General features: G+C 39.8%; 18 protein-coding genes. 12 read left to right on the forward strand and 6 right to left on the reverse strand.

Annotated elements, in window-relative coordinates; genetic code table 11:
• The first annotated feature begins 1154 nt into the window (after nucleotides 1-1154).
• The 6 genes from L1283_RS08845 (at nucleotide 1155) to L1283_RS08870 (ending at nucleotide 11227) form a co-directional block, all read left to right on the forward strand.
• Nucleotides 1155-2339, forward strand: a complete 1185-nt coding sequence (locus L1283_RS08845; RefSeq protein WP_227550323.1) for a Pycsar system effector family protein — start codon at nucleotides 1155-1157, stop codon at nucleotides 2337-2339.
• A 162-nt stretch (nucleotides 2340-2501) separates the two neighbouring features.
• Entirely contained in the window at nucleotides 2502-4523 is a 2022-nt protein-coding gene (gene ppk1 / locus L1283_RS08850) for a polyphosphate kinase 1 (RefSeq protein WP_429626049.1), read from the forward strand.
• 119 nt (nucleotides 4524-4642) lie between these two features.
• Nucleotides 4643-5539: an SdiA-regulated domain-containing protein gene (locus tag L1283_RS08855; protein WP_429626050.1), complete on the forward strand. Its 897-nt coding sequence runs from the start codon at nucleotides 4643-4645 to the stop codon at nucleotides 5537-5539.
• Nucleotides 5540-5541: 2 nt separating this feature from the next.
• Nucleotides 5542-8142: a BamA/TamA family outer membrane protein gene (locus tag L1283_RS08860; protein ID WP_429626051.1), complete on the forward strand. Its 2601-nt coding sequence runs from the start codon at nucleotides 5542-5544 to the stop codon at nucleotides 8140-8142.
• 12 nt (nucleotides 8143-8154) lie between these two features.
• Nucleotides 8155-10518, forward strand: coding sequence for a GAF domain-containing protein (locus L1283_RS08865; RefSeq protein ID WP_145328282.1), 2364 nt, complete (start codon nucleotides 8155-8157; stop codon nucleotides 10516-10518).
• A gap of 97 nt (nucleotides 10519-10615) precedes the next feature.
• A complete protein-coding gene (locus L1283_RS08870) occupies nucleotides 10616-11227 on the forward strand; it encodes a trimeric intracellular cation channel family protein (RefSeq protein ID WP_088163355.1) in 612 nt (203 codons plus the stop codon).
• A 167-nt stretch (nucleotides 11228-11394) separates the two neighbouring features.
• Here the strand turns inward: L1283_RS08870 and def are convergent, their stop codons facing one another.
• Entirely contained in the window at nucleotides 11395-11976 is a 582-nt protein-coding gene (gene def, locus L1283_RS08875) for a peptide deformylase (RefSeq protein ID WP_088163356.1), read from the reverse strand.
• A 267-nt stretch (nucleotides 11977-12243) separates the two neighbouring features.
• Here def and L1283_RS08880 point away from each other — a divergent pair, with 267 nt between their 5' ends.
• From L1283_RS08880 to miaA, 3 genes are all read left to right on the forward strand, one after another.
• Entirely contained in the window at nucleotides 12244-13023 is a 780-nt protein-coding gene (locus L1283_RS08880) for a hypothetical protein (protein WP_145328281.1), read from the forward strand.
• A 64-nt stretch (nucleotides 13024-13087) separates the two neighbouring features.
• Complete coding sequence (locus tag L1283_RS08885; RefSeq protein WP_075990358.1) at nucleotides 13088-14260, forward strand: Gfo/Idh/MocA family protein; 1173 nt, start codon at nucleotides 13088-13090, stop codon at nucleotides 14258-14260.
• Nucleotides 14257-15156, forward strand: coding sequence for a tRNA (adenosine(37)-N6)-dimethylallyltransferase MiaA (gene miaA, locus L1283_RS08890; RefSeq protein WP_088163358.1), 900 nt, complete (start codon nucleotides 14257-14259; stop codon nucleotides 15154-15156). Before L1283_RS08885 ends, miaA begins: the two co-directional genes overlap by 4 nt.
• 69 nt (nucleotides 15157-15225) lie before the next feature.
• Here miaA and L1283_RS08895 read toward each other — a convergent pair whose 3' ends face one another.
• The 5 genes from L1283_RS08895 to L1283_RS08915 form a co-directional block, all read right to left on the reverse strand.
• Nucleotides 15226-16779, reverse strand: a complete 1554-nt coding sequence (locus L1283_RS08895) for an Rne/Rng family ribonuclease (protein WP_046673301.1) — start codon at nucleotides 16777-16779, stop codon at nucleotides 15226-15228.
• A 304-nt stretch (nucleotides 16780-17083) separates the two neighbouring features.
• Nucleotides 17084-17920, reverse strand: coding sequence for a tetratricopeptide repeat protein (locus L1283_RS08900; protein WP_070562796.1), 837 nt, complete (start codon nucleotides 17918-17920; stop codon nucleotides 17084-17086).
• An 18-nt stretch (nucleotides 17921-17938) separates the two neighbouring features.
• Nucleotides 17939-18223 carry an HU family DNA-binding protein gene (locus L1283_RS08905; protein WP_046673299.1) on the reverse strand — a complete coding sequence of 95 codons (285 nt, stop codon included), beginning with the start codon at nucleotides 18221-18223 and terminating at the stop codon, nucleotides 17939-17941.
• Between the two features lie 247 nt (nucleotides 18224-18470).
• A complete protein-coding gene (locus L1283_RS08910) occupies nucleotides 18471-19517 on the reverse strand; it encodes an 8-amino-7-oxononanoate synthase (protein WP_088163359.1) in 1047 nt (348 codons plus the stop codon).
• Nucleotides 19518-19540: 23 nt separating this feature from the next.
• The gene (locus L1283_RS08915) at nucleotides 19541-20509 is read right to left on the reverse strand and encodes a D-2-hydroxyacid dehydrogenase family protein (RefSeq protein WP_145328280.1); all 969 of its coding nucleotides are present in this window, start codon (nucleotides 20507-20509) and stop codon (nucleotides 19541-19543) included.
• 272 nt (nucleotides 20510-20781) lie between these two features.
• On the opposite strand from L1283_RS08915, the gene L1283_RS08920 reads away from it, so the two are divergent.
• The 3 genes from L1283_RS08920 (at nucleotide 20782) to L1283_RS08930 (ending at nucleotide 24771) form a co-directional block, all read left to right on the forward strand.
• The gene (locus L1283_RS08920; protein ID WP_429626052.1) at nucleotides 20782-22929 is read left to right on the forward strand and encodes a TonB-dependent receptor; all 2148 of its coding nucleotides are present in this window, start codon (nucleotides 20782-20784) and stop codon (nucleotides 22927-22929) included.
• A 153-nt stretch (nucleotides 22930-23082) separates the two neighbouring features.
• A complete protein-coding gene (locus tag L1283_RS08925; protein WP_145328278.1) occupies nucleotides 23083-23697 on the forward strand; it encodes a tetratricopeptide repeat protein in 615 nt (204 codons plus the stop codon).
• A gap of 6 nt (nucleotides 23698-23703) precedes the next feature.
• Nucleotides 23704-24771, forward strand: a complete 1068-nt coding sequence (locus L1283_RS08930) for a sensor histidine kinase (RefSeq protein WP_088163362.1) — start codon at nucleotides 23704-23706, stop codon at nucleotides 24769-24771.
• Nucleotides 24772-24879 lie beyond the last annotated feature (108 nt).

A 24879-nucleotide genomic window follows, 5' to 3' on the forward strand; every position in this document is an offset into this window, starting at 1 on the left:
TAGGCATTGCGCCCCTCTTTATCGTTTTGTTTTTCCCTTCGTTTCCGTTGGGACTGCAAAGGTAGAAATCTTTTCTGAACTTCCAAAAACTTTTTCAAGTTTTTTTTCTTTTCCCTTTTTTCGATTTCCGCGTTTAAAATAAACTGAGCGGGATTTTAAATCCTGTCAGGCTTCTCTTAAACCCTTCTTTTTTCAGGATTCCTTCTTTCGAAGCAACCGTTCCTCCCTTGCGGAGTGGTGCAAAGATAGGGAGTTTTCGGGCAGACTTCCAAGCCTTTTGTTCTTATTTATTTCATTTTGTCCTTAACTGCCTGTAACGGTGCGAGATTCTTTTTGGATTTTGTCCACAGGATTGCGCAGAAGGCGGCAAAAAGGCTACTTTCCTAAGATCTGCAGCGGATTTCAGTCCCAGCTTCCCGTGCGGGCTTCCGCTCAGAACACCGGAAAGGAGTGGTTTGCGCAAGAGAGTACTAAAGTCGGACGGGAATGGCAGCGCAGTCGGCGAACGGGCATAGGCAGGAAGATAGCAGTCAAAGGTCAAAGAACATCAGGCTGCATAATCCGGTCGGGATCCTCTGTTAAAAGCCTGCGCGACATCCCCGGGTAGAATCCGTGCCGGAAAGACCGGAAAATTGTGCCGCCGGAAAGATGACACCGGAAGGATACCGCAGCGCAGCACATAAAAGGGGACAGCATACAACGCTCTTGATTGCCTCTTTTAATAGCTATACTTTCTTACCACTTTACTTAGGGTTTAGTTAGGGTTTGTTTAGGTTTAGTTTAGGTATAGCTTAGGTTATAGCTAAACTAAACCTAACCTAAGACTAAGCTAACTATAGACAAAAACTAAACTAAAGGATAAGCAATCCAGAACTCTTCCTCGCTTAGGGAGGAACCATGGGTCGCTCGCATTATAAAACGATCCAAACCCAGTTCGCCTGAGCGTCATGACTTATATTGAAAGATCTTATCCGGTTAACGATCTGTTTTAACAATCAACTATCTACTTATATAACAGGCAATTTTACAGCTATTGGAATATCTCTTTTTTCAGTAAATTTGATCTAGGTTAATAAATAACAAAAAAGAAGACCTTATTTTTAAGAAATTAAAGATATTAAATACTTTTATTGCACATAAAACCATATTGGTCCATGATAGATTATGCTCAGCTTTTAAAACAGGTAGAAGAATATGCTGAAACTTATATTACAGAAAATATTTCAGTTTGCCATTGTTTTCACAATACGATACACACACGTTCTGTTGTACGTGCTGCGGAGGAGATTTCATCGCACTATAAACTAGGAGAGGAGGATCACTTTATTGTTATTAGTGCTGCCTACTTTCATGACCTCGGCTACGTAAAATCTGACAATGCTATCGGTCATGAGAAGATAAGTGTCGAAATTGCTTTCAATTTTCTCCAGGATAAAGGAATACCGGAAGCCATACAGGAAAAAATCAAAGGTTGTATTTTAGCAACGAGAATGCCTCAGGATCCAACAAACCTGCTGGAGCAAATTCTCTGCGACGCGGACCTATTTCATTTTGGAAACGAGGATTTCGTTAACAGAAACAAACTGATGAAAGCCGAAGCTGAAGCAGTACTAGGGAAGGAGATCGATAAAGACGTATGGCGCGCCGGCACAATCAAATTATTAATGAGCCATCATTACCATACTGAATATGCGCAACAAAAGCTTAATGCCAAAAAGGAGATGAATCTAAAAGAACTGGAGAAAAAACAGGAGAAATCTATCTCAAAAAATAAAGAAAGCAAAAAAGAAGACAAGAAGGAGAAGGAGAAAGGTGGTAAGCCAGAACGTGGGATAGAAACAATGTTCCGGATTACATCCTCAAACAATCAGCGATTAAGCGACATGGCAGACAATAAGGCCAACATCTTGTTAACGGTCAATTCTATTATTCTTTCCGTTGTGATTGCTGTCTTATTTCGGAAACTAGATGCCAACGAGCACCTTATTATCCCAACAATTATCTTAACAACGGCCGTGGTAGCAACCATGGTCATGGCAATACTGTCAACAATACCCAAAATTCCCTCTGGTAAATTCTCAAAGGAGGAAATCGAACAAAAATCAGTCAATCTGCTCTTTTTTGGGAACTTTTACAAGATGAAACTCGACGACTACAATGAGGGCATGCAGAAGGTAATGGTCGATTCGGAATTTCTATATGGCATGCTTACCAAGGATGTTTATTCGCAAGGTGTGGTATTAGGCCGAAAATACAAACTCCTACGATACGCATATGGAATTTTTATGTTTGGCCTTGTTATATCGGTTGTTTCTTTTGTCGTCGCAACCATATTTTAATGCGATCCTATAAACACAGCGGAATATGTCAGGATCATGTTGTTCAAACTTTCTTTTTTATTTAAAAAGATGCCGCCTTTAAATCAATCATTAGCGACCAATAGACAGGATCATTTATTGATGTTGTTGTAAGCATGTTGCCATAACCATAAATTTATACGGATGAAGAAGAAAGATCTTTATATCAACAGAGACATCAGCTGGCTGTCGTTCAATGATAGGGTACTTGACCAAGCTGGTCGTCAGGAGGTCCCTTTATTGGAAAAACTACAGTTTCTCGCTATTTTCTCATCCAATCTGGATGAATTTTATCGGGTTAGAATGCCTGTACTGATGGCTTGGAAAAAAATAATGAAGCAAAATCCCGGACAGCTCATTCCGAACATAGATATTGGGACCTATAAAAAAGCGTCAAAAACCATCAATAGACAACAGGAAAAATTTGGCCTAATACTAGCTGATATTATCCAAGAATTAGCAAAAGAAGATATACTCTTAATTTACAATCAAGCTATTCCAGCCGAAATAAAAGACCTAGCAGCCCAATATTTCTTTACCACAATTGCCTCCTACCTCCAAATTATACCGATTGATGACACCTCTTTTTTCCCGATCAACAATCAGCTCTACTTCGTCGTTACAGACGACAATACTGGAGCGGTATTCTTTCTAAATGTGCCTTCAAATCATATTGGCCGCTTTTTCACCTGTGAGATCAATGGCAATAAATATGTTGTGCTCATAGATGATATTATCAAAGCATTTTTTCCTGAAGCCATAAGAAATACATCATTAAATTTCTATTCCTTTAAAATCACAAGGGATGCGGAATTAAATCTCCAAGATGAATTTGAGGGTGATATTGCCCAAAAAATCGAGACGGAAGTCAATAAACGTGACCTTGGCTATGCGACACGCTTTCTATTCCAGCCAAATCTGCCAAAACAGTTGATAGAAACACTGGCAACATTATTTGATCTGCGGAAAAGTAGCATTGTCGAAGGCGGAAACTACCACAATCTTAAGGATCTATTTTCATTTCCGATTAAAATAGCGGAACTTTCTTATCCAAAACAGCTGCAAATTAATAAGAATCAGAATTTTAAGGAATCTATCTTTGACCAAATAGACCGAGAGGATCTGTTAATCAGTACTCCCTATGAATCGTTCGACCCCATACTGCGTTTTTTTAACGAGGCTGCGATAGATCCAACCGTAGACGAGATTTACACAACCTTATACCGCATCGCCGGTGATTCACATATTGCACAAGCACTCGCTACCGCAGCAAAGAATGGAAAAAGAGTCAATGTATTTGTCGAATTGAAAGCGCGCTTTGATGAAGCAAATAATATACATTGGGCTCGATTGATGAAAGAACAGGGTGTAAAAATCACCTATAGTATCCCCAATTTAAAAGTACACGCCAAAATAGCGCTGGTCAAACGCAAACAAGGTCGAGAAAGTGCATTGCTAGGTACAGGAAATCTAAATGAAAAAACGGCGAAGGTCTACACAGACTACTTCCTCATCACCTCAAATAAGCTATTGACCAACGAATTAAATATGCTATTCGAGTTTTTACCAGCCCGGAGAAAACCCCATAGTCCAAATGAGCTGTCTTTTAGTCATCTACTGATTGCACAGTTCAACCTCAAACATACATTTTTATCCCTGATCGACCAGGCCACCCAAGCCGCTAAGGCCGGAGAGACAACTACAATAAAAATTAAATTAAACAATCTGGAAGAAGAATCGTTAATCAATAAATTGTATGAAGCAAGCCGGGCAGGGGTAAAGCTGCAGTTATTGGTTAGAGGAATCTGTAGACTAAAACCACAAGTACCTGGATTGAGCGACAACATTGTCGTGAAACGGATTGTAGGACGATATTTAGAACATGGCAGAATATTTATTTTTCAATATCAAGCACAAAGCAGCGTATACCTGGGTTCTTCGGACTGGATGAACCGCAACATTTACCGACGTATAGAAACTTGCTTTCCGCTGCTGAATCTGACATTAGCACATCAAATACAGGAGCTGTTCGATATTCAATTTTCGGATGACACCGAAGCAACTTTGTTGGATGAACATGGGCAAAATCAGGCAATAGAAACACAACAGAAGAATGTTTCGCAGCAACAAATCCTTAATTATTTGAAAGGCAAAATGAAAAAATAGGACTATTCAGCAGGGCACCTCATAAGAGTATGACCAGCCTGAAAGCCCAACAAAATAATCATTGCACGTAAGCTCATTCAGAAACCTGATGACTTCATCAATTTAAATTTAATCATATAATGATGAAAAACCCGACGATATTGACAACGATGGCATTAGGCTTAGCCTCCGCTATTTTTCTCGCCTGCAACCCGAATAATACAGCCAAGGAAAATAACAACAAGCTCGCTCATGTTCAAGCTGAAAAACCGCAACAAATACCCTATACATTATCTTCGGGCATAAAGATGAGTTTGCCAGACGAATTATTAGAAATATCCGGGATAGCCTTTCTCGCGGGACAGGATGACGATATTTATGCCATCCAAGACGAGCAGGGCTTTCTTTATAAGTTTAACCAACCGACACAAAAAGTCACGTTCAACCCTTTCGGAAAAGATGGCGACTATGAGGATATCTCGATAAGCAATACACATTTCTTTATCTTAAAGAGCAATGGCAGCATCTATTCCTTTCCGATTGCCGAAAACGACGATATAAAAAACGTTGTTGAACAGAAAAATTTACTCCCAAAGGGAGAGTACGAGGGACTTTTTGTTGACCGCGAAAGTAACCAGGCATACGTATTATGTAAAGAATGCAAGGTCGATAGAAAACAACCGCAAACCTCTGGCTATGTCTTTTCAATTGACGAGCGTGGTCAATTTCAGCCGAAAGGAGAATTTGCCATCCAGCTTGATCAACTTCAGGCATTTGATGCTAAAATTAAGAAAACGTTCAAACCCTCCGCGTTAGCTAAAAAAGCAGACAGTAAGGAATGGTATATCTTATCTTCTGTAGACAAAGCCCTTGTGGTCACCGATGAGAATTTTCGTGTAAAATCGCTCTCTCCATTAGATCCGAAGATCTTCCCTCAACCTGAAGGCATTAACTTTGATTCAAAATTCAATCTTTACATCAGCAGCGAAGCCGGTAATCAGGATAAAGGGATCATTTATAAATTTGAACAAAAATAGGCATGCAAAAGGTTGTACCATTCTTTCTTATTTTTCTTGCTAGTCATGTTTATTCACAACAAAAACATACACAGTCACCTGCACATCAGGGCAAGTCCTTTGCTAAAACCGTCATCAAGGACAGTGTAAGTATCGTTGCAAATGCAAAATATGGTAAAGCCAGTAAATTCAAAAAGTTCTTCCTTGGCGAAAACTACCGCAAAGAATGGGCTGCAGAAACCACCTTACCTTTGCTCCAACTTTCAACCTTATACGGGGGACTGCGTCCTGTTAAACAAGGGGGCGGGATGCAATCGGTTTCTCTACGACTTACAGATTCAAGCGGTCAGGAATGGGCACTGCGATCAGTCAATAAAAGGACTGAATCCCTTATACCAGAAGAGCTACATGGCACCTTTGTACAGGATGTCTTGGACGATGCCACTAGCGCACAGCATCCCTATTCTGCGCTTATGATCCCCGCTTTGGCAAATGCCGTGAACGTCCCACATGCCCATCCAATCATCGGCGTTGTTGCACAAGACAGCATATTGGGTGAATATGCTCCGCTTTTTGAGCATACGGTGGCTTTACTAGAAGAACGCGAGCCTCTTGGTGATTCAGACAACAGCCCGAAAGCTGTACGAAAACTACAGGAAGATAACGACGATAACTTTAAGGCTAAGGCATATCTCCGCGCAAGAATGCTGGATGTACTGGTAAGCGATTGGGATCGACACGAGGATCAATGGCGTTGGTACAATGAAAATCAGGATAGCACAGATCACGATAAAGACTATATTCCTATTCCCCGCGATCGGGATCAGGCACTACGTGTCACACAAGGTTTTCTAATGAAAGATATCTATCAGCAATTTGTCAACCCAGTCATGCAAGGTTTCACGACCGGTATTCCCGATATTCGCTATTCTTTGTTTAAATCACGCTTTTTAAATGCTCATCCGAGCAACCAGCTTCCTCACAAGGAATGGACCAAAGAGGTTAAGCAATTTGTAGCACGTCTCACAGATTCGGTATTATGGGAGTCGGTACATAGCCTGCCGCAATCGTCCATTGCTATTCGTGGAGAGCAAATTTTTAAAACACTTCAAAGCCGTCGTGATGCACTGCCCATGGCGATGGAAGAGTATTACAATTTCATTAATAACATTGTCGATATTCATCTCAGCGACAAAAATGAAAAAGTAGAAATATACAGCACAGCGAATAAAAACTTAAAAGTCAAAGTTTCGAAGATCAATAAAGATGGGAAAGTCACCAAAGCATTGATGGACAAAACCTATAAAGATTCCCTGACGAAAGAAATTCGTCTCTATCTGGCTGAAGGAAAAGACTCTGTTGTCATCGATAACGCAAATTCTCCTATAAAACTCCGAATTATTGGCGATAACACGCCAAAGACTTATGTGATCAACCAAAGCAAATCGAAAATACAGCTTTACGAAAACACCAAAAATTCCACTTTACTGGGTGAAAAGAACAAAATAAAGCTTCATTATGCACAAGATAGTACCAACACGCAATTTGTTCCTGTAAACCTGTACAACACCTGGCTACCCCTGGTAACTGCGGGCTATAATGCTGATGACGGTTTTTCGCTGGGGCTAGGGGCTGCTTACACACATCAGCGTGGATTTAGAAAAAGTCCTTTTACGTATAAGCAACAACTTACTGTAGCAACAGCCTTCCGGACCGGAGCTTATAAAATTCACTATAGAGGCGAATGGATAGCTGTTGTCGGGGACGCGGATCTTGTTGTCGATGCGCTAGCAAAAGCTCCTGACAACACGCAGAATTTCTTTGGCGTAGGTAATAACTCGCTCTTCTTAAAGGAACAGTATGGTGCAAAATATTACAGAAGTAGATTCAATATTTTCAATGTCAATCCACAGTTAAGGTGGAAACCTTCAGCTACATTAAACTTTGCCGTAGGTCCGCATATCCAATTTTACCACCTAGATCCGATTGAAAATCAAGATCGATTTATTTTAAATCCCCAAGCTTTACATTCTTACGATAGTTTATCGATTACCAAAGACAAAGCTTTTGCAGGTATCAATGCATTTTTAACGCAAGATTCCCGTAATCGAAACATTAACCCAAGTAAAGGGCTATATATTGAAGCCGCTTTTAATTCTTATTTTGGACTCAATCAGTACTCAAAAAACTCAGCGCAGTTAAGTGCAGCAATGACGGGCTATTTTAGCGCATTCAATGAAGGTATTATATTCGCCAATAGAACAGGAGGGGGCACCGTTGTCGGGAACCCTACATTTTATCAATATCTATTTCTAGGCGGCCATGAAAATCTCAGGGGATTTCGCCAGTATCGATTTGCAGGGCAACAGATGCTTTACAATAACCTAGAGGCTCGTGTCAAAGTAATTGATGTCAAAAGCTATGTTCTTCCAGGTGAATTCGGACTAATGGGTATGTATGATGTTGGAAAAGTGTGGGCAAAGGGCTATAACAACGATAAGTTTCATCAAGGTGTGGGTGGAGGCATTTATTACATCGTCGCCAATGCACTTCCTTTGCATTTTGTCATGACGAAATCCAATGAAGGTTGGTATCCCTATTTCAGCACAGGTTTCCGCTTTTAAAATTTTCGATCCATGGAGATAAAGAAAGTACAACTCACAACGGCGAAAATGGCCAATACGTATGCAAATGGCAGGCTAGACTTTGAACCATTTTTCAAATACCTGGAATCTTTTATTGAAAATGGCACTTCATCGGATGACATGATTCCTTTGTTTGCGTTGGAACGCATCAAAGAAATAGAGCATCTCAACGGTAAACTCTGCAAGCATAACCTCAATGCCTATAAAGATATTCTGCAATTGATTTATAGCCTCTCCGTATCGTTGGTTGACACTGCTCCAAAAAGGTACTGGGCACTCACAACAGCCCTAGCAGAAGAAGCCTTCTATGGAACGGAAGCCTTTTTCGACCTAACTAGCCATCAGCTTGTGGAGCAAGAAATTCAAGGGAAGATGCGTACCGGAAGCCTTCTTACTAATCAAGAAAAGCTCTTTTATACCCTCATTTTCGAGCGTCTGTATGGCTTTTCTTCCAATGAAAACAGCAGCATTGTTTATCATCAACTCAATGATCAGGGGGAGATCGTGGATTATTACGATTTGGACATCGATTTCAAATTTGTTGAGATAAAGGCAAAAAAAACACTGCCTGCGCTTGATATCGGTCGTTTATCGGAAAATCCTAGTGATTCGCTTTTTGATTGGAATACCGTTATCAATACCGTTAAACTGGAAGATTTTGAGTTATCGGGCTTTAGTATTGTAACTTTCAGAAAGACCAGTACGGAACATACTTTACGCCGCATTCAGTCCATTCTCTTGGACCTTCCTACATACAATTATCACCTCTTTTTCGCTGATTTAGAAAAAATCATCACACCGCTATTAAAGGGGGCTGATACCGTATTTAGTTTATTTCCGTTATTCCAATTAAATGGAGTCCCATTTTTCGATTATTCAATCACCAATAAGAGCATCTTGATTGCGGAAGCGTATACCGCAAATAAAACCTTCAAGATCAATCCTGAACTTGCGGGCTACCTAAAACATCCGCATGTGATATTTTATACCAATAATGCGACGAATGGCCTCCGAAATACCACATCTATTTTAGACGAGCGGATTGGTCGCTCGGGGGTAACGACCTATCTGTGTATTCCACTTATCCATAATCATTCCCTCTCAGGCATATTGGAAATATACAGCCATGAACAAGATCAGCTCGACAATGAGACAATGCAAGCCTTAGGTTCTTTGGTCCCGCTTTTATCACAATTATCTCAGGATATTACGCTAGAATTTAAAAAACGTATCGACGATATCATCATCAACCGGTTTACGACCATACAGCCTTCGGTTCAGTGGAAATTTAACCATATCGCGGCCCAGTACATTCAGGACCTGGAAAACGACAGTCGGGATGCGCATATCAAAGCCGTTGTATTTGAAGAAGTCTATCCGCTCTACGGTGCTGTCGATGTCAAAGACTCCACCATCATAAGAAACGCCTCCATTCTGAAAGACTTTAGCTTCAAGGTCAAACAGCTCGCAATGCTTATTGATGAGCTCTCTTTAGATGGAAAGCACAAGTTGATTATGACTTTTTCAGCACGTGTTGATCAAATTACAGAATCTCTTGATCATATTTCTTTTGATGAGTCGATGGTCAAGATCATTGAGTTTTTTAGGAAAGACGTACAGCCATTTTTAGAAGAAGCCAGAAAGCAATTTCCGTCAAAAATAGAGGTGATTGAACATTATGCGAAGCATTTTTTCACCAATCGAGAAACCGGTGAATTTTATAGGAATGAATTTGAAACTTCTTTACGCCAAATCAATCAATTGATCGGTAAGGAACTAGACCATTTCAATAGCTTTATCCAGGGGAATTACCCATCGTATTTTCAAAAATTCAGGACAGACGGTATTGAATATGACATTTATATCGGCGAATCCATTACACCACAACAACCATTTAGCTACGAATTTATTAATGTATTTAGGCGTCAGCAAATTATTTCTATGGCTAGAATTGCGCTGAAAGCTTACCATGCGAAGGATATTCTGCCTCTGGCTTTAGAAACAACACAATTGATTTTTATCAATCCACATAGCATTGATATCAGCTTCCGGGAAGATGAACGGAGATTTGATGTAGAGGGATCACTCAATATCCGTTATGAAATAATCAAAAAAAGGATAGACAAAATTCGGATAAAGCGAACCAAAGAACGACTTACTCAGGTCAATAAAATTGCTATTGTCTATTTATCGGATGAAATCCTGGAGGACCTTATGTTGAGTATAAAGGCAATCTACGACATGGGCATCATTGAGCATACCATCGAACATTTAAAATTGGAGGATGTACAGGGAATCGCGGGTTTGAAAGCTATTCGCCTTTCGGTGAATTTAAACTATCAAGATTTCTCCTAAATTTGTCCAATAAAGGGAAGTTTATCCCCATTGGTGTTAAGCGATATGGGCTACCGTCAACTGGAGATTTTAATATAATGATTTAAAAAGGATTACCATGATTACTGATGCCAACTATTTTTATCTAAGCGATTTGCTTGGCACCTTATTTTTTGCAATATCAGGCACGCTGTCGGCAAAACGTAAAGATATTGATATTTTTGGGGCAGCCTTTTTAGGCTTTGTGACAGCCATTGGCGGTGGATCGATGCGGGATGTATTTTTGAATCTGCGCCCAGTATGGGTTAATGATAGCAATTACCTCATTGCTATTTTCCTCGGAATTTTAATTGCCATTGTCTTCAACAAACAGTTGTATGGTTATTATCGCACGCTGACACTTTTTGATGCCATCGGAATTAGCTTTTTTACTATCCTAGGGGTACAAAAATCACTCAATTACGAAAGCAATACCTATGCTGCCATTATCTTTGGAATGTTCACCGCGGTATGTGGGGGGATGACGCGCGACGTCCTACTCAACGAAACCCCATTAATCTTTAAAAAAGAAGTATATGCTACGGCCTGTTTAGGTGGAGGTCTCACGTATATCTTGCTGGTGCATCTCGATCTTGATCTTTCTTGGGCTGCCTTTATTGGGGCTGCTGTTGTATTTTTAATACGAATGACAGCCGTTAAATATCGTCTATATTTACCCCGGTTGGATTGAGGAATGTCCTTCTTCGCGGGTGTAGTTTCTATAACACGCTTTACAGAATGACCAATTCAATCTCAAAAATGGAATAAAAGGATGGATTGGTAGGTAGAACACGGATATTCTTGATCTCCAACCAATTTTATCAGGAGGAAGCAACAAAGAAAAAGCGTTAGTATGAACTAACGCTTTTTCTTTTGCTGTGGAAATTTCATTTTATAACCAACGCGAATATTTCCTTTCGCGATAGCATCTAATCGCCCCTTCAGCATCGTTTTCTTCAAGGCACTCAATTTGTCGGTAAATAGTTTACCTTCAATATGATCATATTCGTGTTGTACCACACGTGCAGCCAAACCTGTTAAGTCTACTTCATGTTCTTCAAAGTTCTCATCTAAATAATTGATGCGAATATTTCTGTGACGCAATACGTCCTCATTAATATCTGGGATACTCAGACATCCTTCACCGAAAGCCCATTTCTCACCAGACTCTTCAACCATGATAGGATTGATGAAAACTTTTTTGAACGATTGGAGCACCTCTTTGTTTTCTTCATCATCTTCTGCGAAAGGAGTTGCATCGATAACGAACATACGTATAGGCAAACCTACCTGTGGAGCTGCCAACCCAACACCATGAGCTGCATACATGGTATCGAACATATCATCAATCAATTTCTTTAAATCTGGATAGTCTTCATCTATTTCTTCAGCGACCTTTCTTAATACAGGATCGCCATACGCCACTATCGGAAGTTTCATATGTATTATAATTATTTATAAGTGCCGATACTCATTGCTATACCTGAGTTCGTTACACGTTGTTTGCTTTTAAAGATCACTAGGCACCTGTTGTAATTTTAGCACGATTTTATTTCAGATCATGTCAGGCTAATTGCTCACCCAGAGTCATTGTACTATTTTAACAAGGATACCCTGTAGCACCATTATATTTTTCGGTACAAAGGTACGGATAATTATTAAAAGTGAATATTTCGTCAAAACTTCCATAAAAGTTACTTTTGTTTTATGGATCCTTCGTTTATAAATTTGTCAACGCAGTTCAAGCTTAGGCTCGAGCAAGCTCTTGAAGTCCCATTAGGATTTTGCCAGGATGATGGATTTATACAAATATCCTCTCCGGAATTAGCAATTAACATTTTACTATACCCTCATAACAAATCCGTTAGACGTGATACTTCCGACCCCTGCATCCATATCGATGAAGACCAATTAATAACAAAGTTTGATTTGATCGTCAGGCGCATTGTTTCTAGAACAAAAAATGACAAACGCATCTACGCACGTAATACTGTAGTTGCCCGGATCGACAAAAGAACGAGTTTACAGTTCCTCGTGGAACATCATTTACAAACCGCTCTTCCCGGCAAGTATCGTTATGGCCTTTATGAACAAGGAGAGCTTGTCGCCGTCGCGGTATTCTCTGGAGGACGCCGAATGCTGGATAAAAATGAAGACTATCGCTCATTTGAACTATTACGCTTTTGTAATAAAACAGGTATTAATGTTATAGGAGGCCTAAGCAAATTAATTAAAGCCTTTTGTAGCAATTTCTCACCAGGAGACATTATGACTTTCACCGATCGTGATTGGAGCCAACACTCTTCGCTCGAAAAAATTGGGTTTGTTGCCAAAGAAATTACGACACCGATTAACTTTTGGATCACGGGAACAAAGCGGTATACCTATCGAAATACAGATGAATTAAAAGCGCTTAGGGAGCAGTTCCCTCATGGCTTTCCCAAAGAAAATATGGGTAGCATCAAGATGATTTTATACATAAAATAAGCTAAATTGTGTATATTGTACACTGTAAAAGTTTGAAAAATAAATAATCAAAAATAATAACGTTATGAAGAGAAAACTTCGCATGGGTATGGTCGGAGGCGGAAACGACGCCTTTATTGGCGCTGTACACCGTATTGCTGCTTTTATGGATGGCAAGATTGAACTGGTTTGTGGTGCATTTAGTATTGATCCACAGATTTCAAAACAATCTGGAGAAGACTTATTTGTAGCTCCTGAGCGTGTCTATCTAAACTATGAAGAGATGATCGAAAAAGAATCTTTGCTTCCCGAAGGCGAACGCATGGATTTTGTAACGATCGTAACACCCAATTTTTTACATTTTGCTCCCGCTAAATTAGCGCTAGAAAAAGGTTTTGATGTTGTCGTTGAAAAACCAATGACAGTATCTGTTGAAGAAGCAAAAGAATTACAAGAAACCGTAGAACGTACTGGTCGTACGCTGTGCCTTACCCATACGTATTCAGGCTACCCAATGGTTAAACAAGCCAAAGCAATGGTCAAAGAAGGTCACTTCGGTAAGATCAGAAAGATTGTTGTTGAGTATCCACAAGGTTGGTTAAGTCGTTTAACGGAACGCGAGGGGAATGCTGGAGCCGCTTGGCGTGCAGATCCGAAACGCTCGGGCAAATCGTTGGTTATGGGTGATATCGGTACCCATGCTGCGCATTTAGCGGAATATGTATCGGGCTTAAAAATCCAAGAGCTATGTGCAGACCTAACAACATTTGTTGAAGGCCGTCTATTGGATGACGATGGTTCGGTGCTTTTACGTTTCGAAAATGGTGCTAAAGGCGTATTGATGGCTTCGCAAATTTCAGCCGGAGAAGAAAATGCTGTTCGTATCCGTATCTATGGCGAAAAAGGTGGATTGGAATGGGCGAATGAGGATCCGAACAATTTAATTATCAAAATGCTTGATCAACCTCGTCAGCTTTATCGCACAGGTAATGCTTACGCAGCGCCTTATACGTTGAGTTCTTTTGCAACACATAATACCCGTGTACCAGCGGGTCACCCTGAAGGGCTATTAGAATCATTTGCGAATATCTACCGTAATTTTGCGGCAACAGTTACAGCAAAACGTGAAGGAAAAACTCCTACAGCTGAACAACAGGATTTTCCAACAGTTTACGATGGCGTAAGAGGCATGGCTTTTATCGATACTGTTGTAAAAAATAACGAAGGAACAGAAAAATGGACTAAATTTGTTCTGTGATAGACAGATTAAAATATACACTTTCTCTTTTGGAACAGCAAACCGTTCCAAAAGAGAAAGTTATCGTTATCTTAGGGCCTACAGCTTCTGGAAAAACGAAACTGGCCGTCCAACTGGCCCAACACATTGATGCTGAAATCATCAGTGCTGATTCCCGCCAAATCTATCGAAGGATGGACATCGGTACGGGAAAAGACCTATCGGAATACCAAGATATTCCCTATCATCTTATCGACATTCATGAACCGGGAAAACGCTACAATCTCGGAAATTTTATTGCTGACTTCCGTCAAGCCCAACAATCCATTCTAGAAAAGGGAAAACATACCATCCTATGTGGTGGTACAGGTTTATATATTCAAAGTGTAATCCAAGAAAATCCCTATGCGCTGATCCCATCAATCGAAGGCTTCAAGGAGTTATTACTTGCATATCCAGAGACGGAGCTGTTAGCGCGTCTTCAGGAATATACACTACCTGTGAACTTTCAAATCGATCTTTCAACCAAAAAACGTATAATCCGAGCAATAGAAATATTAGCGTTTTTAGAGAACCACCCCGATCACATCGTCCAGCAACAAGCGGTAGATAGCATTGTTATCGGATTAAGTCCCCCGTTGGAAATCAGACGCGAACACATTAGCCAAAGATTAAAACAACGATTGAATGAAGGCTTCTTAGAAGAAGTGCGCGGGCTCTTGACAGAAGGTATTACACACGAGCAACTTCAATACTATGGTTTGGAGTATAAATATGCGTCACTCCATCTTCTTGGACAGCTCGATTATTCTGCTTTTACCACAAAACTGGAGACAGAAATACATCGCTATGCCAAAAGACAAATGACTTACTTCCGCAAAATGGAAAAAGACGGCATAATTATCCATTGGGTATAAACAGTACAATGATATAAAAACAAAAAAGGGCTAGTATCACTACTAACCCTTTTCGTTAATCTCTTTCTATTATAACTTGATTTCTTCATCCTTCGCATTGAAGAAATGGAATTCAGTTAGATAATATGACGTCATTGGATTTACTTTAATCCATTTTCCGTACTTCATGAACCATTTCATTCTTTTAGAAATCAAACCAGACTTAATGTAGGCGTCTATGTAAGGGTGAACACATAAGGTCACCTTCTTTTCGTTTTGTTCTTGAAGAATAAAGCTCAAATTATTTTCAATATCATCCATGAGGACAATACTTGATCGGATTTCACCTGTACCATCACAAGCCGGACATTTTTCGTTTGTGACGATATTCATTTCAGGTCTAACGCGCTGACGTGTAATTTGAACCAATCCAAATTTACTTGGAGGCAAAATTGTATGTCTCGCTCTATCCGCTACCATACATTCTTTTAAGAACGTATACAACTCTTTTCGATGATTGGGTTTATGCATATCGATAAAATCGATGACTACAATTCCGCCCATATCACGCAAACGCAGCTGACGCGCAATTTCTTTTGCTGCTTCCATATTGACCAGCAATGCATTGTCTTCCTGATTCTCCTTATTAGCAGAACGGTTACCACTGTTGACATCAATGACATGCAAGGCTTCGGTATGCTCTATAACGAGGTACGCACCGCCCGGCAATGTTACAGTTTTGCCAAAAGCTGCCTTGATTTGCTTTTCAACTCCGAAATGATCAAAAATTGGCTCTTTATGTTTATAAAGTTTGACAATTTTCTCCAAGTCTGGAGATATATCGTGTATATATGATTTTGTTTCTTCGAAGATCGAAGGATCATTAACATAAATATGCGAAAACTCGTCTGTCAAAATATCTCGTAGAATAGTGGATGCACGATCCATTTCGCCAAGAACCTTTTGAGGCGGTTCAGCATTACGAAGACGTTTGGTAAATAGCTCCCATTTTGAGATCAGGTCCAATAAGTCACGTTGTAGTTCTTCAACACCCTTACCCTCGGAAACTGTACGAATGATAACGCCAAAATTAGCTGGCTTAATTCCTTCGACAATCTTTTTTAGGCGATTGCGTTCATTACTACCTTTGATACGCTTGGAAATGGAAACAGTACTTGAGAAAGGTACCAAAACGACAAAACGGCCCGCAATTGAAAGGTCTGAACTCAGACGCGGCCCTTTTGTTGAAATGGGTTCTTTGGCGATTTGTACTGGCACGAGCATATTTTTGCTTAAGACATCAGAGATCTTACCAGCTTTATCGATATCCTTTTCAAGTTTTAAACTATTGAGCAGTTTCTCTTGATAACTGCCATTCTTCACTATACGCGTAAGCTTTAGCAAAGATTGAACTTGAGGACCCAGATCTAAATAATGTAGAAAAGCATCCTTTTCGTAGCCTACATCCACGAAAGCTGCATTAAGCCCAGGCATAATTCGCTTAATACGTCCGAGATAGATATCTCCAACGGCGAAGTTATTATTTGCGGGCTCCCGGTTAAGTTCAACAAGCTGCTTATCTTGTAGTAAAGCAATAGTTACCCCTTTATCAGGAGTTGAATCGATAATTAATTCCTTTACCAAAAGCTACTCATTTTTGATACCTATGCAATATCCTATCGCAATCTTGGGTATCCGATTAAACATTTAAAGAACGTTGTTACGAAAAAAACAATCTACATCCCCTTCACAGACATGTAGATCGTTTCGTAAAGCTATCTCAGCAAAATGGGCCAAGATGTTTAAAAGCTTATCACAAGACTATTTTTTCTTGTGTCTATTTTTTCTTAAACGTTTTTTACGTTTGTGAGTAGCCATCTTGTGTCTTTTTCTTTTTTTTCCGCTTGGCATAGCTAAATTTTTTAATGATTATAAAATAATAAATTAATTACTTGCTCAATTCCGCGATCTTTCGATCGATGAATTGTGATAGGGAAGGATCGGCTGCCAGTTCCTTACTTTTTTGAAAAGCTGTAACGGCTTCCTTTTTCATCCCAATATTTTCATAGCCTGTGGCTAAGTAAAAGTATGACTCAGCATCGGGTTTTTGATCGATAACGGTCTTAAAACGCTCGATGGCTTTGTCAAACTGACGGGATTGTAATGAAAACAATCCCAAAGTTTTGTTTGCTTCTAAGTTTTTAGGATCGGCAGCAACGACTTCTCGCAATAAGGCAATACCTGCCATAGGGTTGTTCGTTCCTGATACCATTGCGGCACCCAATCCTGTTTTTGCATCCAAACTACTTGTATTCGCTTTTAACGCAGCCTCATATGCATGAATAGCATTTTGATTCAACGCTTGGGCTAAAGTAGAATCCTGCAAATTTGTATAAGCGGCACGATAAGCATTACCTGCTTTCAACCAATATTCAAACTTCGGTGAAACCTTTGCCATTTCCTCATAGATGAAAGCCTGAGGGGCTGGTTTTGCGACATCATCCCACTTATTTGCCAACTGTTGCAACAGCTTTATCTTATCCTCTCCAGAAGCTTTTGCAACTTGGCCCTCAATATCGGAAATTTCTTTGACTAAACTAGCATCTAAACCTTGTTTTGTCATCGAAGATATATTTTCCAAATTTACTTCGTTGGAAGGCTTCGACTCAGATGCTGCAGCAGTTTGTTTTTCTTTGTTCACCAAACCTTTAATAGGCTGTGCTAAAAGCACAGCAACCAAGGCTACTACTGATCCTATTACTATTATCTGTTTGGTTTTTGCCATTTTAATCTATTTTAAAGATTATTTATTGCCATTCTTTACTTTCTCTACGAAAATTTTAGCTGGCTTGAAACTAGGAACAAAGTGTTCAGGGATAATGATTGCTGTATTTTTTGAAATGTTTCTTGCAGTCTTCTCAGCTCTTTTTTTGACTACGAAGCTACCAAAACCTCTTACATATACATTTTCTCCTCCGATCATTGCGTTTTTGACAACTTTAAAGAACGCCTCTACGGTTTCTTGAACATCTACCTTCTCTAAGCCAGTTTTGGTAGAGATTTCTGCAATAATTTCTGCTTTAGTCATATCTATTTTACTGTAATTATTTATTTTTCAACCCTTAAGCCAACTAATGTTTGGGGATGCAAAAGTATTGTTTTAAAATGAGTAATGGAAATTATTTAAATACTTTTTTGATAAATAAGCTTCCAAAAGCCAAACATTTACAATCAATTAACGAGACATTGCGTCCAACCAACCATTAAATAGACCTCAAAAATAAAAACAATTATCTAATTTACAAGATGTTGACTTATTACTTGTCATATAAAAATCAATATATGCCAATTGCATGACTCAGCTGGTCCAAATCTGCCTTGGTATGGTGCGCGTTCACCACAATCCGATTTAATAGCGGGTCTGTAGCGAGGGGATAAGGAAAACTTGAAACCAGTATTCCAGCATTCATCAGCCTCGCATAAAGGCCCGTATCCATTGAAGAAAAGACCGGAAAATCAGCAACAGTGTTTAACCCAGACTCCATATGTGCTTTGAAGGAATCAATATTATACCGCAGCTTTTCGAATTGCTGTAGATAGATCTGCTCTCCATGAACAAATGCATATAAGCTCGCTGGTGAACTTGGAGAAGCCCCTGTATAAAAGTTTGATCGCTTGAGATACCTGATCCGTTCCCCATCGGCCAAAATCAATCCAGCATCCGTTGCCAGGCCTTTTGCCAAGGATGCGACGACGATCAGTTCAATATTAGTTTGTTGAACACTACTTTTATCCAATGAAATGCTATTCTTGCGCAAAACTCCTATTCCGTGAGAATCGTCCAAGAGCAGTATAATCTTTTTGTCCGGATCAATACGATTGAAAACAGTGAAATCGTACAATTCTGGCCGCATATTGTCCAAGCTGTTGCTAACGATGATAAATGATGTTTGGGCTGAATGATTGATATACTCGATCGTTGCATTAGCCCACGCAACAAAATGCCCAGTTGCGACGGGCTTCTTATCTAGCCATAAAGAAGGGTGACAAGCGGGAGCGTACAATACTTCTCCTTCGGTCGCCAAGGTTCTTACAAGAAATTGCGTTGCCAAATATCCACTTGAGAGCAACAGGCTTGCTTCAAAACCAAAACGCTTTGCTGCATATTCTTCGGCTTGATCAAATATGGCCTGTTGCACATTATTATTTCGTGAAGTGCCGTTGTTGATACCATACCGCTGTATACCTTCTATGAAAATAGAAGCATATGCTTTATCTGTTGCCAGCCCTAGATAGGAAGTTCCACCAAAAAAAAGATATTCCTTACCGCCGACCACAATAACGCGACCTGTTGGTTGTTCTAAATGCGTAAAATTATTCATCTATGTATAGCCGATTCATTTAATTAGTGGGTCAAAACTTCGGGGTTAGCGATATGCTGTGGATCGCCCCCAGAAAAGGCTACAATATTCTCAAAAGCAAGTCTAAATAATTGTTCGTAACCATTTTTCTCCACATAGCCAATATGTGGCGTACAAAGTACATTTGGCAGCTGCAATAACGGATAGTTCGGATCAAAGATTGGTTCGGACTCATAGACATCTACCGCAGCCATCCCCGGAACACCTGTCTCGAGCGCGGTCAATAGTGCCCCTTCTTCAACCAACTCAGCACGAGAGGTGTTGACAAAAAGCGCTGTCGGCTTCATAGACCGGAGATCTTCGAGCTTTACGACACCTCGCGTCTCACGCACTAACCTAAGGTGTAAAGTAACAACATCTGAAAAATGAAAAAAATCGGATTTACTGGCAGCAGCTAAAAAACCATCTCTTACAGCTTCCTCTCGGGAATTTTCGCTTCCCCAAACAATTACTTGTGCACCAAAAGCCTTTGCATATTGCGCTATTCGCTTCCCTATTTTTCCATAGCTCCATATCCCTATTGTTTTCCCGGCGACACAATCTCCTATATTCGTTTGCCATAGGCCTTTGTCCATATCTGAAAGAGCCTTAGGTAAACCACGGAGGGCATTCATGATCAAAAGCCAGGTCAATTCAGCCGGAGCAACAGGAGAGCCCATACTTTCAGCAACAGCCACATGGAAACGGCTACAAACAGCCAAATCCAAATGGTTTGAAATTTTGCCCGTCTGGCTAATTAACTTAAGCTTGGGAAGCTGAGACAACAGGTCTTCTGTAATCCGCGTCCGTTCTCTGATGAGCACTAGCGCTTCCGTATCGCTCAATTTTTCGGCCAGTAAAGCCGGATCTGAATAGGACTGTTTCAATATTTGGACATCGTGACCATCAAGAATTTTGAAACAGTCCAACTTTCGGACAGCGTCTTGATAGTCATCTAAAATGGTTATTCGCATTTTTCTGACTTAATTTTAAACTCTTATTTTCAATATCAAACGAAAGTAAAATGACTTTTATATCCGATATAAGTACGTCACATATAACAGCCATTTTTCGCATTCTCCACTTTCCATTGCGGAACTTATTTATGGAGGAAATTTTGTTTTTCGATATCAATTTACAGCATAAAGTTGGAATCCTGCAATTCGTCATGATATTTTGACATTCCATCCACTCTTTTTCGCAGGAACACTTACAGCCGCGGATATTTGAATAAAATTAAAGAAAAATGAAGCTGTTATTAACCTTACTATTTTTAAGTATTACCATCGTATCTGCGCAGTCCATCTTGAAAGGGAAAGTGCTGGGCAAAAACGGCAAACCTATATATTTAGCCAATGTTTATATTGAAGGCACCTATGATGGTGGCACCACCGATTCCCTTGGAAATTTCGTATTTGAGACCAGTGAACAAGGCACTAAAATCATTAAAGCGTCTGTTGTGGGCCTCCCAACATATAACAGGCCTATCCAGCTACCTCAAAAAGAATTGCTGATTATTCAAATGCAAGAAAGCGAGAATCGCTTACAGGAAGTTACGATTCAGGCAGGGGTCCTACAAGCCAATAGCTCCGGAAAAAACACGGTAATGAGTCCATTGGATATTGTCACTACGGCAGGCAGCATGGGAAACATCATCAGCGCACTGGCAACATTGCCCGGAGCACAGGTTGGGGGCGAGAATGGACGTCTTATGGTTCACGGTGGAGATGCTTCCGAAACACAGACCTACATCAATGGAATCAGAGTAGCCCAACCTTACACCGCAACACCAAACGAAGTTCCTGTAAGGGGCAGGTTTTCGCCTATGCTCTTTAAAGGCGTGAATTTCTCTACAGGCGGCTATTCTGCAGAATTTGGCAATGCGCTGTCCAGCATTCTAGCGCTAAACACTGAAAATACCATAGAGCAGTCCAAAACAGAGCTTTCGCTATCTTCCGTTGGATTAGGGCTAGGACATACCTTACAATGGGGCAAAAACTCTCTCACCTTCAACAGCAGTTATACAAACTTAAAACCCTATTCCAAAATTATTACACCAGATATAAAATGGACGAAACCCTATGAAAACGCTTCTGGAGAAATGATCTATCGCCATCAGTTTAAAGAAGGTTTTCTAAATATTTATGGGGCTTACAATTTCGAAAATATGGGACTTTACCAAGCGGACATCAATTATGAGCAGCCCGTCCCATTGAAAAAGAAATCCAACAATGCCTACGCCAACATCAGCTACAGTCAGAATTTGGGGAACCGATGGACATTCCAGTCTGGTATTGGCCTAGGCTACCTGACCGATAAGCTGCATTACGATGACGTTTACCTACCTAATGAAGAAAAGAGTCTTCACTTAAAAGGAACGCTAAGTAAGATCTGGAACAATAAGATTAAAAGTATCGGAGGAATAGAATATTTCGACACGAATTATCAAGAAGAATATCACCGACAAACCCTTGGCTATAGCTATGGTTATCATAGCAAGATGACCGCTGTATTTACGGAAACTACCTTCGGCATCCTCCCGAACTTAATCGGGAAGATCGGCTTACGAGAAACTTCTTCCAATTTACAGGCGAAGAGCACGTTAGAACCGAGGGCTTCGCTGGGCTATGCATTAAATAAATATACGCAGCTATCACTTGCTTATGGGAACTTCCATCAGCAGGCGCCAACACCGCTGTTAAAATATGCTCCACAACTTGACTGGATGGAGGCCAATCATTATATCGCAAATTATTTCTATTCGCGTGGCGGGCACTTACTTCGCTTAGAAGCCTATCACAAAGAATATAACAATTTGGCAAAATACAACAGTATAACTCCAAAATATGACAGCCAATATGACAATAACGGAAGCGGTAAGGTCAAAGGCTTTGACTTATTTTATAAAAACAGCAGCACCATCAAAAACCTCCAATACTGGATTTCATATTCCTATACCGACAGTAAGAGAAATGAAGCGAATTATCCGACGACAGTCACTCCCCCTTACGTTTACAAACACAGTTTCTATATCGTTGGAAAATACTGGCTATCAAGCCTACGTTCACAGCTCAGTTTGACAAATTCGTTTGTATCCGGCAGAAATTACAATGATCCCAACCAAACAGTATTCATGAATGGCCATACAAAAGGCTACAATAGTCTGTCTATGAGTTGGTCGTTTCTTTACAGCCAGCAAAAAATTATCCATTTCTCCGTCAGTAATGTTCTTGGCGCTAGCCCAATCTATGGGTATCAATATGCAGACCGGCCAAATTCACAAGGAATCTACGACCGTAGACCGATTGTCCCTACTGTCAAACGCTTTGTATTTCTAGGCTATTTTTGGACAATCAGTAAAAATGAAAAAGACAATCAATTGGACAATCTATAATAAACATCAACTCATCATCGAAATACGTCGGTCCATCCAGAATTATTTCTGTTTGAAGAAAAGGATTACCAACTTCAATAACATTCAATATCAAATACATCAAACACAACAACAATAACTTAGAAAAATATTTACTACTAAAAACGAAAGATCATGAAATCATTTATTATCGCCATCATCTGCCTTATAAGCGGCAGCACATTTGCACAAAGCAATTTTGAAAAAAGTATGGGACAAGCCATGAGTCTATGGCAATCGGGGGAGACGCAGAAAGCGGCCGCTCTTTTAGAACGCATCTCACAGGCAGAAAAGGACAATTGGATTCCTGCCTATTATCAGGCCATGGTACTGACAACAGCATCCTTCAGTGAGAAAAATAAAGAGACACAAGCAAAATATATACAGTCTGCAGAAGAAATACTAAACAATAGCGCCCAGGACAATAATTCAGAATGGCTTGTGCTGAGAGCGATGAACCAAACGGCATTGATGATTACAGATCCGATGACAAAAGCCAAAGAGCTTTCACCTAAGATTATAGGTCTATATAAAAAAGCCATCACCCTTGCGCCAAATAATCCACGTGCGGTATTGGGATTAGCGGAATTCCAAATAAACGCAAAAAAATATTTCAACCAGGATACCAGCAAAGAATGTGAGGATGTAAAGAAAGCACTATCTTTATTCAGTGAAGAGAAAACTACTGCACCATTTGCACCCTCATGGGGCAAAGATCGGGCAGAACAATTGATAAAAGAATGCAAATAACACTTTGTGAAAAAAGCACCATTTAAAGCTATTATACAAGCATTACTCGCAAGCTTGGTCGTAACCATCTATTTTGTGGTTGTGGCCAAACTTGACCACAATGATGTCCCTTGGATATCCATCATCTTTCATCCTAATATGGTCAGAGGTTTACTATACGGATTTTTTCTCTTTCTAGGTCATAGCTATCTATCGAAATGGGTCGGGAACAAATACCCAAGCAGTAAAGATTTTGGAAAAAAGATGATTGTTTTTTACAGTGTCAGTTTCTTCTTGACCATACTGGTCGTTTTTATTGTCAATGCTTTTTTTTCCGGACTGTTTAAACCCAGTATTGCCCAAAATTTCCCACAACGTTTCCACCAATTTATTCACCAACAACGTGTTGCATATTATTTTCAAACTGCGATGATATCTTGGTGCATTTCTATGATTTTTTTTGGATTCTATTTCTATAAAAGATTCAAAGATTATCAAATCAAAGAATCTCATCAGGAAAAACAGCAAATAACAGCACAATTTGAGTCGCTCAAAAATCAACTCGATCCACATTTTTTGTTCAACAGCCTGAATGTATTGAATGGATTAATTGAAGAAAGCCCCAAAAAGGCCAGCATGTTTACCACGGACCTTTCTAAGATATATCGCTATGTATTGGAGCAAAAAGACAAAAGCCTCGTTTCTTTACAGGATGAGCTTACTTTTTCAAGGGCCTATTTAAACCTCTTGAGTCTTCGCTTCGAAGCCGGTATACAGATCGATTTACAGATCAATGCGGAACAACATACTGGTTTTATATTACCCCTTTCCCTTCAATTACTGATCGAAAATGCAATCAAACACAATATTATTTCGGTCAGGAAGCCTCTTTTATTGAAGATTTATCGAAAAAATAATTACCTCTATGTTGAAAATAATCTTCAAAAGAAGAAAGTGCTCCATGATCATTCGGGAATCGGTCTGAAAAACATTCAGGAACGTTACGCTATACTGTCCAATTTATCTGTACATCTTCAGGAAACTGATATTTTATTTTCTGTCGGACTGCCCATCATCAATGAAATAGTCTCTTAAAAGTAACCTTTTCTTAAACAAACATGCAAGAGGTAATCGTAGCAAAACTAATAGCATAGGCACAACGATGCTCGATAAATTAAACAATACAACGGTCTGATGATCGAT

The organism is Sphingobacterium sp. HSC-15S19, from assembly GCF_050433745.1.
Classification (GTDB): Bacteria; Bacteroidota; Bacteroidia; order Sphingobacteriales; family Sphingobacteriaceae; genus Sphingobacterium; species Sphingobacterium siyangense.